Here is a 12,558-nt window from a genome sequence, read left to right as displayed (position 1 = left end):
GCCCGCAGACCTTACGAAACGCGGACGCCGTCCCGCAGGAGGGGGTCCGCTCCACACTTGGGCCCGGGCGGGTGACAGCCTGGGGTCATGGCAGTGAGCGATGTGGACCGTACGAACGAGGGACCCGGCACCGAAGGGACCGCCCGGATCGGCGCGGAAGGGACCGCCCGGGCCGGTGCCCTGGGCAGCGTTCTGGTCGTCGACGACGATCCGACCGTCTCGGAGGTCGTGGCCGGGTACCTGGAGCGGGCCGGATTCGCGGTGCGCCTGGCGGCGGACGGCCCGGCCGGTCTGCGCGCCGCCGAGGAGCTCCGCCCCGACCTGATGGTCCTCGACCTGATGCTCCCCGGGATGGACGGTCTTGAGGTCTGCCGCCGGCTGCGCGCCGGGGAGAACGGCGGCCGGCCCGTCCCCGTCATCATGCTCACCGCGCGCGGCGACGAGGACGACCGGATCCTGGGCCTGGAGGTGGGCGCGGACGACTACGTGACCAAGCCCTTCAGCCCGCGGGAGCTCGTGCTGCGGGTGCGCTCCGTACTGCGCCGGGCGCAGGCCGGTGCCCCGGCCGGTACCGCGCAGGGCGGTCCGGAGGGCGGTCCGCGTCTCGCGGTGGCCGGCCTGGTGCTGGACCCGGCGGCCCGGCGGGTCCACAAGGAGGGCCGGGAGCTCGCGCTCACCCTGCGGGAGTTCGATCTCCTCGCCTACTTCCTGCGCCACCCCGGCCAGGTCTGCGACCGGGAGCGGCTGATGCGCGAGGTCTGGGGCTGGGACTTCGGCGACCTGTCGACGGTCACCGTGCACGTCCGGCGGCTCCGCGGCAAGATCGAGGACGATCCGGGGAACCCGCAGCTGATCCGGACCGTCTGGGGCGCCGGTTACCGCTTCGAGCCCGCCCCGGACACCGCGGTCGAGCACGCCTTCCGGACGGAGGACGGCCATGCATGACTTTCTGCTGATCGCCCTGTACGCGCTCCTCGGCGCGGGCGCCGCCGGACTGCTCGGGGCCGCGGCGCTGCGGATGCTGCGCCGGCGCAGCGTCGCCGTGTCCCTCACGATCGTCGCCGCGGTCGCGGTGTCCGCGATGCTCGCCGGGACGCTCACCGTGGCCTGGGCGATGTTCCTGTCCTCCCACGACCTGGCGGTCGTGACCACGGTCGTCGCGACGGCCGCGGTCGTCTCGATGGCCACCGCGCTGCTGCTGGGCCGTCAGGTCGTCCGGCGCTGCCGGGAACTCGTCGGCGCGGCCCGGGTCTTCGGGGAGGAGGGTACGTTCGTGGCACCGGCCGTGCCCGCTCCCGCCGAGTTCGCGGCGCTGAGCCGCGAGCTGGCCCTCACCAGCGAACGGTTGGCCGCCTCCCGCGAGCGCGAGCGGGCCCTGGAGGCCTCGCGGCGCGAGCTCGTGGCCTGGATCTCGCACGATCTGCGCACCCCGCTGGCCGGGCTGCGCGCCATGTCGGAGGCGCTGGAGGACGGCATGGCGGCCGATCCCGCCCGGTACCACCGGCAGATCCGTACCGAGGTCGACCGCCTCAACTCCATGGTCGGTGACCTGTTCGAGCTCTCCCGCATCCACGCGGGCGCACTGTCCCTCACCCTGACCCGGATGTCCCTCCACGACCTGGTGGGCGACGCCCTGGCCGGCACCGACGCGCTCGCCCGCGAGCACGGCGTACGGCTGGTCGGCGAGGGGGTCGCCTCGCTCCCGGTGGAGGTGGACGGCAAGGAGATGACCCGGGTGCTGTCCAACCTCCTGGTCAACGCCATCCGCCACACCCCGGCCGACGGGACGGTCGCGATCGCCGCCGAACGCCGCGCGGGCTCCGTGGTGCTCTCGGTCACCGACGCCTGCGGAGGCATCCCCGAGGAGGACCTGCCGCGCGTCTTCGACACGGGCTGGCGCGGCACCCCGGCCCGTACTCCTCCCTCGGGCGCGGGCCTGGGCCTCGCGATCGTCAGGGGGATCGTCGAGGCCCACGCCGGCCGCGCGGACGTCCACAACGTGTCCGGCGGCTGCCGCTTCGAACTGACCCTGCCGGCCGCGACCGGCTAGGGACTGCCGCCCTTCAGGTCGAGGTCAGAAGAACATCCAGGCCGGGGTAAGGCTGCCGTTGATGGTGAACATGACCTCCCCGGCCAGACACGGTGGGTCTTGGTTCGCGACGGCTGCGGCCTGGGTGGGGTCGCCGTAGTTGCCCATCCAGCGCCAGGTCTTGAGTGCCTTCTTCGCGGTGATGCGCTGCTTGATCGCCACCCCTTCCTCCACGGAAAGGACTCGATCCGCAGCGATTTCACCGTTCTGGTCGGCCATACCATTCCTCCTGCTTTGATAGCCGAGCGTAGCGGGACGATTGCAGAATGTATCCAACCGCACCGATGTGCTAGCCCCGAGGTCGGCGTGTCGGCCGGAGGCGCGCAAGGTCTACCGCATCGGCCGATCGGCGTCGGCTGCCGGAGCGGCACCCCGCACCCTGTTGCCGGGCCATTGCCGCCTGTTACGCTGCTCGACCTCGATCCGCAGCCGTGGTCCCCCCGGCACGGGATACGGCTACGGTCGGCCGGTGTCCGGGCCAGGTGCAAGATCTTCGCCAACGCGTGGAAGGGTCTTGCCATGGACAGGTTCGAGCACGACGAGAAGGCGCCGCCCGGCGAACGCAGCTGTCTGCTGACCGTCGTCGGCCCCCGCAAGGACGAGGGCAACAGCCCGACCGGGATCGTCGGCCGGTGCCTGGCGCGGCAGTTGCTCGCCACGGGCCGGCACGTGCGGGTGCTGGCCGAGCCCGACCAGTGCGACGGCTGGCCCGATGCGGTCGAAGTCGTGGAGGGGTCGATCACCCGACCGCTGGAGTACGCCCGGGCGTTCGACGGCGTCGGGTCCGTGTTCCTCGCCGGTGCCCGTCCGTCGACGGTCCGAGAAGCGCTCGCCCTCGCGCGGGACGCCGGAGCCGCGAAGGTCGTCCTGCTGTCGTCCCACGGGCCGGAGTACGAGGAGGCCAACCCGCCGGAGACCTGGTACTGGCTGGCGATCGAGCGGGCGGTGGAGGGTTCGGGCATGGCCTGGACGCACATCCGGCCGTCGGCCGTGATGGGCGCCGTCATCGAGGGCACCTACCCGGCCACGGGGTCGGACTGGCCCGACACCGTCCGGGCCGACGGGGTGGTCCGGGAGGCCCTCCTCAGTGAGGGGCACTACCCCTTCATCCACGAGGAGGACCTCGCCGCAGTGGCGGCCGCTGCCCTGACCGGCGACGACCACGTCGGGACGGTCGTGGAGGCGGTGGGCCCGCCACTGAGCACCCGTGCACGGATACGGAGCATCGCCGCGGCCCTCGGCCGTGACATCGCCACGGTCGATCTGGCGCCCGACGACGGCCGCGCGGCCTGGCGCGCCCTCGGCTGGCCCGAAGGCGCGATCGACGTGACGCTGCACGCGCTCGAGGTGTACGGCGCCCGGTACGCCGAGCTCCTCCGGTGGACGCTCGACCAGCGGCCGTCCGTACAGGACGTCATCGGCCGCCCCCCGCGCACGTACGACGCATGGGTGAGCGAGAACATCGGCTCGTTCCGCTGACCCCGGCCGGCGGTCCGGGGCCTGCGCGGGTGCGGCGGGCCCGGACCGTCAGCCCACCTTCCAGACGACTTCGGCCGCGGTGCCGGTCTCGTGGCTCGGGGAGCGGTTGTCGCGGTCGCCCTGGAAGCCCACGAACGTGGGCTGCACGTTCTCCGGGACCAGGTAGATCTCGCAGGTGGTGACGGACTTGCCGGCGGCCAGGGGCAGCTCGACCTCGGCAACCTCCTGGCAGGGCTCGAACGTGGCCCCCCAGGCGGGGGCGAAGAAGTACGCGCGCTGCTGGTCGGTGCCGTGCAGGAGCAGCTTGAAGTTGAAGCTGCCGCTGTCCGGTGCACCGCCCTTGTGCGCGTAGGTGGTCGTGACGTAGTAGGGCGTCTTGCCCTCCAGCAGCCCGACGCCGAGCTTCTCCACCGCGGCCTTGTCCCCCTTGACGACCGAGACCGGGGTGACGCTCAGCTGGGTCTTGGCCTGGTCCGGGAAGTGGGTCTCGGACACCTCCGCCGACGTCTTCAGGGCGAGCGGCTCGGCGAACGTCCCCTTCTGCGTGGCCGCGGGGCCGGCGTCGTCCTCCGGCCCGCAGGCGGTGAGCGCCAGGGCCGTCAGTGCTATCGGCACGGCAGTGCGGAGCAGACGATTGGTCAACACGATGCGAATCCCCCGAGGTTCTCTGTTTCCGGTGTCCGGCGGCGCCCTCGGCGCCGCCGGGCAGGGCGACTCTATCCCCTCGGATGATCAAGGTCTGCTACGCCTGTGTCACGGTCCCGTCGCAAGGAAAACGGCCTGGCCCGTGGCCAGTTCGGCCATGCCCGCGGCGAAGGGGACGGCCGGGCGCCAGCCCAGTTCGTGGCGCAGGCGCGCCGAGTCGGCGGTGATGTGCCGGACGTCGCCGAGCCGGTACTCGCCGGTGACGACCGGGGCCGGGCCACCGCAGGCGGCGGCCAGTGCCGCGGCCATGTCGCCGACGGTCCGCGGGTCGCCGCTGCCGACGTTGTACGCCGTGAAGCCCGCGGCTCCGGCGTCCGCGTCCGCCCGGACCAGGTGCTCCAGCGCCACCGCGTTGGCCGCGGCCACGTCCCGCACGTGGACGAAGTCCCGGCGCTGTCCGCCGTCCTCGAAGACGCGCGGCGCCCCGCCCCGCGCGAGCGAGGACCTGAACAGCGCGGCCACCCCCGCGTACGGGGTGTCGCGGGGCATCCCCGGCCCGTAGACGTTGTGGTAACGCAGCGAGATGACGCGTCCGCCGGTGGCCCTGGCCCAGGAGGACGCGAGGTGTTCCTGGGCGAGCTTGGTCGTGGCGTAGACGTTCCGGGGGTCCGTCGGAGCGTCCTCCGTGACCAGCCCCGGCGCCAGGTCGGCGCCGCAGACCGGGCAGCGCGGCTCGAACCGCCCGGCCCGCAGATCGCTCTCGGCGCGCGGGCCGGGCCGGACCGTGCCGTGGGCGGGGCACTCGTAGCGTCCCTCCCCGTAGACGACCATCGACCCGGCGAGCAGCAGCCGCGGCACGCGTGCCCGTGCCATCTCGGCCAGCAGCACCGCGGTGCCCAGGTCATTGGCCGACACGTAGCCGGGTGCGTCCCCGAAGTCCTTCCCGAGCCCCACTTTGGCCGCCTGGTGACAGACCGCGTCCACGCCTGCCAGCGCCTGCGCCACGGCATCCGGGTCCCGTACGTCCCGCCCGTCCTCCGCCAGGTCGAAGACCACCGGCTCATGGCCGCGGCCGATCAGCTCGGCGACGATGTGCGAGCCGATGAAGCCCGCGCCTCCAGTCACAAGTACGCGCATGCCCCGACGCTAAGCCGCGCACGGTCCTGCGCGACGCGTACCGGGCCGCACGTCACGGATCCGTAAGAACCCGGACGGCGCCGCACCCGCGTCCGATCAGCGGACGGGACCCGACAGCGGTCCGGGGAGCGCCGGCATGCTCGGGGGCAGTACGCGCGGAGCGGCCGGGGCCTCGGCCGACGGGGCCTGGGCCGACGGGGGCTCGGCGGAGCGGTCCTTCGCGGCCGGGTCCGGGGTGTGCGGTGCGGTGGTGCCGCACAGGGACCGGTCGCGGTAGTCCCGCAGCGCGGCGTCGGCCGGGTGCGGGTCGAAGGCCGTGCCGGCCGCGTTGAGGCGCTGGTACTTCATCAGGTTGTACCCGATGGCGAACTGGCGGCGGCCGTCCGGGCTGGACAGGGCCCAGGTGCCGGCGCCGAAGACTCCGCCGTCGTGGCCCCAGGCCGGGCCGCACGGCGTGTCCAAGGAGTAGATGCCGAGGCCGTAGCGCATGGCAACGGCGCCCGTCTCGTCCTTGACGTCGACGGTGGTGCGCATCTGGTCCAGCTGGCGGCGCGGCAGGACGTCACCGCCCAGCAGGGCGCGGTAGAAGGTGTTGAGGTCCTGCGGGGTGGAGACGAGGGCCCCGGCGGTGCCGGCCCAGGTCATGTTGTAGTCGCTGTAGTCGCGCGGCGGGTCGATGAGCCCGTAGAAGCTCTCGTACATGCGGGCGTGAGCCCCGCGGATGCGCGGGTCGGTACCGGGGAAGTAGGTGTCGCGCAGCCCCACGCGCCGGATCACGTCCCGCGTGATCACCTGCTCCGGGTCCTGGCCGGTCACCTTGCGGAGCACCTCGCCGAGCAGCACGTAGTTGGTGTTGGAGTAGGACCAGTCGGTGCCGGGCTCGAACAGCTGCGGCCGGGCCACCCCGTAGCCGATCAGCTCGGCGGGCTTGATCGTGCGGTACCGGTGCTCGTCCAGGCTCTCCGTGGTCCCCTTCAGGAGGGAGGGGAAGGCATCGCCGACGTAGTCGTAGATGCCGCTGGTGTGGTTGAGGAGCATGCGTACGGTCACCTTGCGGCCGCGCTCGCCGGGCAGCAGCTCGGGCACGTAGTCGCCGACCGGCCGGTCCAGGTCCACCCGGCCCTTCGCGGACTGCTGGAGGACGGCCACGGCGGTGAACGTCTTGGTGACGCTGCCGACGCGGTGCCGGAGGTCGGGGCGGACCTTGCGCCCGGTGGCGACGTCGGCGAGGCCGGCGGCGCCGTCGAAGCGCTCGCGGCCGTCGCGGACCCCGGAGTAGACGCCGTACACGCCCGCCTCCCGGATCGCGTCCAGCCCCGCCTGCAGCTGGGGCCGGTCGAGGCGCCGGCCGGCGTCCTGGCCGTAGGCGTTCGGCGTTTCCTGGACGGCGGCGCTCGCGGCCGGTGCGAGGCCCGCCAGCAGGGCTAAGGCGACGGCGGTGGCCGAGGCGGCGCGGCGCAGGCGCGGTGCGGGTCGGTCGGCGGGGCGGGTGTGGGGCACGGCGGCTCCTCGTCGGTGGCCCGGTGGGGCCCGGCGATCTTGGTCCCTTCAATTCTTCGCTCCGGACCCGCGCCGCTTCCTCCTCCGCCAGGACGAACCGGGCATCAACCTCCAGAAGGAGAAGCACCTTGACAGGCCATTACATTTGTCACGCCCCGCTCCTGGGCCCGCCGCCCCGCCCGGCGCGCCACACCCGGGCCCGCACACCGCCTGACCAGCGGAATGTGACTCCGCCCACCCTCCCTTGACCAGAGAAGGAAGGGCTACCTAACTTCGATGTCATGGCCCCCCACGACCGCACCCCGCCGTCCGACGCCTCCGGTGCCTCCGGTGCCCCCGACGCGTCCGAGCTGGTCGATTTCGCCGTCGACCTCACCTCGCAGGAGGTGCTCCGGCGCGCCCAGGTGATGGCGGCCCTCGGCCCGGACTGGGATCCGATGGAGGTGCTCCTCGGCGAGGAGGCCGCCTACGACCTGCTCTATTCCGGGCTCGACACGGAACAGCAGCGCCTCTACGACGACCTGGTGGCGGCCGGTGTGCTGCCCTCGCGCGGAGACGGCCGTGCTGCCGCTTGACCCGCAGGCCGACCCCGGGCGCCGCGCCTGGGTGGCCTGCCCGAAGTGTGCGGACGCGCGCGGCTGCGAACCCTGCGAGCAGCGGCGCACCTGCTCCACCCACTGGCGCTACCTGCTCACCAACACCGGCAGCATGCTCCACCTCCAATGCCCCGGGTGCACCCACGTCTGGGTGCACGAGAGCGGCTTCGGAGCCACCCGCTCCGCGTGGGACCGCGCCACGGGCTCCCGGCCCGGCTCCTGACCGCCGCGGCCGGGTGCGCGCAGCCCGGTACCGCTGCCGGATCCGCCCACCGTGGCGGCACGCCCCGCCCGCCCTCGGGGAGCCGACCGCTACGCGGGCCCGAGCAGGTCCAGCAGCGGGGCCAGTCCGCCGGGCCGCTGGTCGACCGGGAGGTGCTCGACGAGGTGCAACGGGCAGCCGAGCGCCCGCGCGCCGCCGTCCGCCTCGAGGCTGTCGCCGACCATCAGCACATCGGCGGGGGCCAGGCCCAGCCGGTCGCATGCGGTTCGGAAGATCACCGGGTCGGGCTTCTGGGCGCCCAGCTCGAAGGAGAGCACGTAGGCGTCGACCAGTTCGTCGAGCCCGTGCGCGCGGAAGACCGGCCGCAGATCCCATCCGATGTTGCTGACCACGGCCACCGGGAGCCCCCGGCGGCGCAGTGCGCGCAGGGTGGGCACGGTGTCCGGGTAGGGGCGCCAGGCGGCGGGGGTCTTGTGGCGGTCGTAGAGCGCCTGCTCCAGCTCCGGGTCCGTGATCCCGGCAGCTCGGGTCAAGCCGCCGTAGGCGGCCCGGTGCTGCTCGGCGCTGATGTCCCGCTGGCCCCACAGGGCGTCGAGGTGCGCCGGCATGTGCCGGGGCGACGGCCCGCCGGGCAGTGCGCCGTACTCGGTCAGCCGCCGCGCCGTCTCGCCGAACTCCTCCTCGGCCAGCGGAATGCCGGTCTCCGCGAGGGTGGCGGTGAGCCATTCCTCGGTCGACTCGACGCGCAGCAGTGTGCCGGAGAAGTCGAACATCACTCCTTTGATCATGTGGTGATCGTAGTCCGGTCGTGTCCGGCCGTGTCCGGTCCGAGCGGAGCCGCCGCCGACCGGGCGCGGGCGCCGTCTGACGGCCGGGCACGCCGGGGGGCAGCCGGCGCGCGCTCAGGTGGTCGGGTGCAGCCTGGCTGCGACGGGGGTGGTCGGCGAGTCCTGCGGACCCCCGTCGATGGCGGCCAGGGCGCTGCCCGCCAGCCAGGTCCGCCAGTCCACGTTCCAGTCGCCGAACCCGTTGTCGAAGGGGGCCATCCTCGCACCGCCGCTGTTGACCACCTCCACGATGTCCCCTTCGCGGACGGTCTCGAAGAACCAGGCGGCGTCCTCGGTGCTCATGCCCGTACAGCCGTGGCTCACGTTCTCCTCGCCCTGCGCCTCGACCGACCAGGGCGCGGCGTGGATGTACTCGCCGCTCCAGGTCACCCGCGTCGCGTAGGAGACGGGCAGGTCGTAGAACTCGCTGGTGCCGCGCTGGATGCCGACCGTGTCACCGCGCATCCGGACCTTGGACTCCTTGCGCAGCACGACCTTGATGCCGCTGCGGGTCCGGAAGCCCTCCTTGCCGGTGGTGACCGGGATCGTCCTGATGACCCGCCCGTTGCGGCGCACGGTCATCCGGTGGGTGGCGGAGTCGGTGACGGCCTCGATCCGGTCCGCGATGGTGAACTGCACCGCGTCGGAGGGGCCGCCGTAGTCGTGGTCCCCGACCTCGACCCCGTCGAGACCGCTGCGGACGCGGACGACGGCGTGGGCGGGCCAGTACGTACGCGGCCGGAAGTGCAGGGTCGATTCGTCGACCCAGTGCCACGCGCCCTCGACCTGGGGCTCCGAGGTCACCTGTAGGGCCCGTTCCAGCCGGGCGCGGGCCGGGAGGTCGTCGGCGGGCACCGGACGGCTGAGGCTCGCCGTCACGATCTCCCCCGCTCCGTACGTGCCGGGTTCCGGCCCGAACTCGACCGTCAGCCTGCCCCCGTCCGAGGGCGGCGCGGTCCGGAACGCCATGGTCACGCCGACCGGGGTCCCGTCCCCGTCCAGGGCTCCGACCTGCACGGTGTAGCTCTCCCCCGCCCGCAGCGGCTCGCTGTTGAGCCAGCGCCCGTTGTCCGGGGCGAGGGCGCCGGCCAGGTGCCGGCCGCGCCCGTCGCGCACGGTCACGTCCGTGAGGCGGCCCGCGTCCGCGAGGGCGATCTGGAGCGGCCCGCCGGAGTCCGTCGGGAGGACCTCCACCCGCGCGTCCCGCGCCGGGTCGCCGAGGGAGGGTTCCTTCAGTACGGATCCCATGCCGCGCGCGGTGGCCCGTACCCGCTGCTCCTGCCAGCCGCTGCACAGTCCGGGCCGGAACATGCGCACCGTGCAGGGCCCGTCGTCGGATTCCCGGCCCTCGTCCAGCACCCGTCCGACCAGCAGGGTGACCGCGGCCTCGCGGGGCACTCCCGCGAGGGCGGGCGCCGAGGTGTCCGCATCGGGCGCCCGGCCCGGCGCTGCGGCGACGACCAGCATGGCCCCCGTCACAGCCACGGCGCCCCACGCCTTGGTCGGTTGTCTCCGTCGCATTCGTGGCATAGCCGTATCAAACCGATGTGGCGCCAGAATGATGATCATGCCTGCGGCGCTGCGGCCGAACCGGCACCGAAGAGAACTCGTACGGAGCACAGAACCGGCCCCGGACGAGCGGGGACCGGACGCGTACCCGATACTCGCGTGCCTCCGGGCGGCACTCCCGCGACAATGCGGTCATGACCATCCGCACGGTACGACGGGACGAGCTGACCCTCCTCCAGGACATCGAGAGGGCCGCTGGGCGCTCCTTCCGGGACATCGGCATGCCGGAGATCGCCGACGACGAACCGCTGGCGCTCGACGAGCTCGACGCCTACCGACGGGCCGGGCTGGCGTGGGTGGCGGTGGACGGGGCCGATGTCCCCGGCGCCTATCTGATCGCGGAGCACGTCGACGGCAACCTGCACGTCGAGCAGGTGTCCGTCCATCCCGACCGGGCGCGCCGCGGGCTCGGCCGGAGCCTGCTGGAGCACCTGGCGGAGTTCGCGAAGCGCGGGGGCGTGCCCGCCCTGACGCTCACCACCTTCACCGAGGTCCCGTGGAACGCCCCGTACTACGCGCGCTGCGGCTTCCGGCCGCTGGCGGACGCGGGGCTCGCTCCCGGCCTGCGGGAGATCCGCGAGCGCGAGGCGGCGCACGGCCTGGACCGGTGGCCCCGCGTCTGCATGCGGCGGGACCTGTGACACCGCCCGGAACCGGCCAGACGATCGGTTCCGTTAGGCTTGGAAAGGTTGTCAATTCGACGGGGGATACGTGATGTTCGAAGGAAAGTTGGTCAGGCTGCGTGCGCTGCGCTCGGAGGACGCGGAGCACCATCTCCGGTGGCGCAACGACCCGGAGGTGGTGCGCTGGGCCGCGGCAGGTGACCCGTGCTTCGGCCCGGTCACGGCGGAGGCCGTCGGGCTCGGCTTCGACACCATGCTGCGCCTGGTCCCGAGGGAGTCGGCCGTGTTCACGGTCGAGGACCTCGCGACCGGAAGGGTGATAGGCATGGCCGACTACCGGGACCTGGACCCCTACGCCGGAGTGGCCACGCTGGGGGTCACCATCGGCGAATGGGAGTTCTGGGGTTGCGGCCACGGCAGGGACGCAGCACGGCTGCTCGTGGACCACCTGTTCGGCGCGTACGGCCTGAGCCGCCTGGAACTGGACACCTGGAGCGGCAACGAGCGTGCCGTGCGCGCCTTCGCCGGCTTGGGCTTCCGCGAGGAAGGCCGCCGCCGGTCGGCCGCGCTGGTGGAAGGCAAGCGCTACGACCGCGTGCTCTTCGGGATGCTTCGGGAAGAGTGGGCGGACGCCGCATGAGCGCGTGATCGTTCAGGCCCGGCGACCGCTCTTGCCAGCATGACGCGCACGGGCCAAGGTTCGCTGTCATGATCACACAGATAGTGACGCTCATCGGTGTCCTCGTCGGCGCCCTGACCTCGTTCCTGGCGACGACCATGGCCGAGCGCACCCGACACCAACGGTCCATGGCGACGCGCTGGGACGAGCGCAAGCTCGACACGTACATCGAGTACGCCGCGTGCGTGAAGGAGATCTCGAGCACGGCCAAACGAGCCCGCCAGGCGGCAGCAGGAACGGACGTCCGGCGGGAGCACCTCGCCGCGATGGAGACGGCCGAGCTGAGGCGGTCCGTGCTGTTCGAGACCCTCGTCCTCCTGGCGTCGCCAGCAGCGATCGAGGCCGCCCACGAGGTCAACCTCGCCCTGTGGCAGGAGGAAATCGCGACCAGGAACGACGGCGCCACCCCTGCGGAAGGGGATCTGATAGCCCTGATGAACCGCTATCACGAACAGGCCCGGGTCGATCTGGGCGTTCCTCGCACCGTCTGACGGGGGTAGCGCTTCGTTGGTCGGCCGGTCTTGCGGGACCGCCCACGACGCCGCTCTAGACGCCGGCCGAGGCCATTTCGATGATCGACCGGTAGTGGGCGGCGGCGGACACCACGCACGCGCGGTAGGTGCGGTTGTCCCTGACCACCAGGAAGTAGTCCCTGATCTGCTTCCAGTACTGGCGCAGGTAGCCGAGGCCCGGCACGAAGCCCGGGGGCCTGGGCACCAGGGCGAAGGCTTCGGAGCACTTCAGGATGCCACCGGTCACCTCCGACAGGAGGTCCGCCACATCGGCGTTCATGTTCCAGCCCGCGGCCAGTTGCGGGGTCCAGATGGAGCCGGCGATCTCCCGCAGCCGCTCCTGTTCCTCCGGGGTCGGGTCGCTGGGAGCGACGGAGGCGGCTGCGCTGACCGGGTGGCCGCCGAATGCAGCGGCCGCCTGCGCGGGCCCCGCGGCGCCCACCCCCAGCAGAGCCCCCGCCGCGATCAGCGCGACCGCCGAAAGCCTGCTCGAACGTACCGCCATGTGTCCGCCCCTCCCGCGTTGCCGGAAGTCCCCTCCCAGGACCGGGCGTCGAGATTTCCACGGCCCCCCGCACGCGGTCAACGGCGCCCGTACGGTCATGGCCGGATCCGTGCGCGTACGCACCCGCGCGCCTTCGCCGAGCGCGAACCGGCGTCGCGGAGGTGCCCGCGATGT

General features: G+C 72.8%; 15 protein-coding genes. 8 read left to right on the top strand and 7 right to left on the bottom strand.

Annotation, left to right across the window (positions count from 1 at the left end; translation table 11 throughout):
* The first annotated feature begins 87 nt into the window (after positions 1-87).
* Both OG386_RS39385 and OG386_RS39380 read left to right on the top strand, forming a co-directional pair.
* Entirely contained in the window at positions 88-945 is an 858-nt protein-coding gene (locus OG386_RS39385; RefSeq protein ID WP_328792116.1) for a response regulator transcription factor, read from the top strand.
* Positions 938-2,050 (top strand): sensor histidine kinase, encoded by a 1,113-nt coding sequence (locus OG386_RS39380; protein WP_328792115.1) that lies wholly within the window; start codon positions 938-940, stop codon positions 2,048-2,050. The genes OG386_RS39385 and OG386_RS39380 overlap by 8 nt, the downstream gene beginning before the upstream one ends.
* A 24-nt stretch (positions 2,051-2,074) precedes the next feature.
* On the opposite strand, the gene OG386_RS39375 is transcribed toward OG386_RS39380, so the two are convergent.
* Positions 2,075-2,308, bottom strand: a complete 234-nt coding sequence (locus OG386_RS39375) for a hypothetical protein (protein WP_328792114.1) — start codon at positions 2,306-2,308, stop codon at positions 2,075-2,077.
* A gap of 300 nt (positions 2,309-2,608) precedes the next feature.
* On the opposite strand from OG386_RS39375, the gene OG386_RS39370 reads away from it, so the two are divergent.
* Entirely contained in the window at positions 2,609-3,568 is a 960-nt protein-coding gene (locus OG386_RS39370) for an NAD(P)H-binding protein (protein WP_328792113.1), read from the top strand.
* A 48-nt stretch (positions 3,569-3,616) separates the two neighbouring features.
* On the opposite strand, the gene OG386_RS39365 is transcribed toward OG386_RS39370, so the two are convergent.
* The 3 genes from OG386_RS39365 to OG386_RS39355 form a co-directional block, all read right to left on the bottom strand.
* Entirely contained in the window at positions 3,617-4,213 is a 597-nt protein-coding gene (locus OG386_RS39365) for a hypothetical protein (RefSeq protein WP_328792112.1), read from the bottom strand.
* Between the two features lie 108 nt (positions 4,214-4,321).
* Positions 4,322-5,350: an NAD-dependent epimerase/dehydratase family protein gene (locus tag OG386_RS39360; RefSeq protein ID WP_328792111.1), complete on the bottom strand. Its 1,029-nt coding sequence runs from the start codon at positions 5,348-5,350 to the stop codon at positions 4,322-4,324.
* A gap of 96 nt (positions 5,351-5,446) precedes the next feature.
* A complete protein-coding gene (locus tag OG386_RS39355) occupies positions 5,447-6,850 on the bottom strand; it encodes a serine hydrolase domain-containing protein (RefSeq protein WP_328792110.1) in 1,404 nt (467 codons plus the stop codon).
* A gap of 281 nt (positions 6,851-7,131) precedes the next feature.
* Between OG386_RS39355 and OG386_RS39350 the strand changes: the two genes are divergently transcribed.
* Positions 7,132-7,425, top strand: coding sequence for a DUF6400 family protein (locus tag OG386_RS39350; protein WP_328792109.1), 294 nt, complete (start codon positions 7,132-7,134; stop codon positions 7,423-7,425).
* Entirely contained in the window at positions 7,412-7,669 is a 258-nt protein-coding gene (locus OG386_RS39345; RefSeq protein WP_328792108.1) for a hypothetical protein, read from the top strand. Before OG386_RS39350 ends, OG386_RS39345 begins: the two co-directional genes overlap by 14 nt.
* 89 nt (positions 7,670-7,758) lie before the next feature.
* Here the strand turns inward: OG386_RS39345 and OG386_RS39340 are convergent, their stop codons facing one another.
* Together OG386_RS39340 and OG386_RS39335 are read right to left on the bottom strand one after the other, a co-directional pair.
* Entirely contained in the window at positions 7,759-8,457 is a 699-nt protein-coding gene (locus OG386_RS39340; protein ID WP_328792107.1) for an HAD family hydrolase, read from the bottom strand.
* A gap of 114 nt (positions 8,458-8,571) precedes the next feature.
* Positions 8,572-9,981: a L,D-transpeptidase gene (locus OG386_RS39335; protein WP_328792106.1), complete on the bottom strand. Its 1,410-nt coding sequence runs from the start codon at positions 9,979-9,981 to the stop codon at positions 8,572-8,574.
* 218 nt (positions 9,982-10,199) lie between these two features.
* Here OG386_RS39335 and OG386_RS39330 point away from each other — a divergent pair, with 218 nt between their 5' ends.
* The 3 genes from OG386_RS39330 (at position 10,200) to OG386_RS39320 (ending at position 11,858) form a co-directional block, all read left to right on the top strand.
* Entirely contained in the window at positions 10,200-10,706 is a 507-nt protein-coding gene (locus OG386_RS39330) for a GNAT family N-acetyltransferase (RefSeq protein WP_328792105.1), read from the top strand.
* 73 nt (positions 10,707-10,779) lie between these two features.
* Positions 10,780-11,328, top strand: a complete 549-nt coding sequence (locus tag OG386_RS39325; RefSeq protein ID WP_328792104.1) for a GNAT family N-acetyltransferase — start codon at positions 10,780-10,782, stop codon at positions 11,326-11,328.
* Between the two features lie 68 nt (positions 11,329-11,396).
* On the top strand, positions 11,397-11,858 hold the full coding sequence (locus OG386_RS39320) for a hypothetical protein (RefSeq protein ID WP_328792103.1): 462 nt from the start codon (positions 11,397-11,399) through the stop codon (positions 11,856-11,858).
* A 55-nt stretch (positions 11,859-11,913) separates the two neighbouring features.
* Here the strand turns inward: OG386_RS39320 and OG386_RS39315 are convergent, their stop codons facing one another.
* Positions 11,914-12,384, bottom strand: coding sequence for a hypothetical protein (locus tag OG386_RS39315; RefSeq protein WP_328792102.1), 471 nt, complete (start codon positions 12,382-12,384; stop codon positions 11,914-11,916).
* Between the last annotated feature and the right edge of the window lie 174 nt (positions 12,385-12,558).

Origin of the sequence: Streptomyces sp. NBC_00273, from assembly GCF_036178145.1 — a bacterium.
Taxonomy (GTDB): Bacteria; Actinomycetota; Actinomycetes; order Streptomycetales; family Streptomycetaceae; genus Streptomyces.
This window is presented reverse-complemented; position numbering and strand designations above follow the sequence as displayed.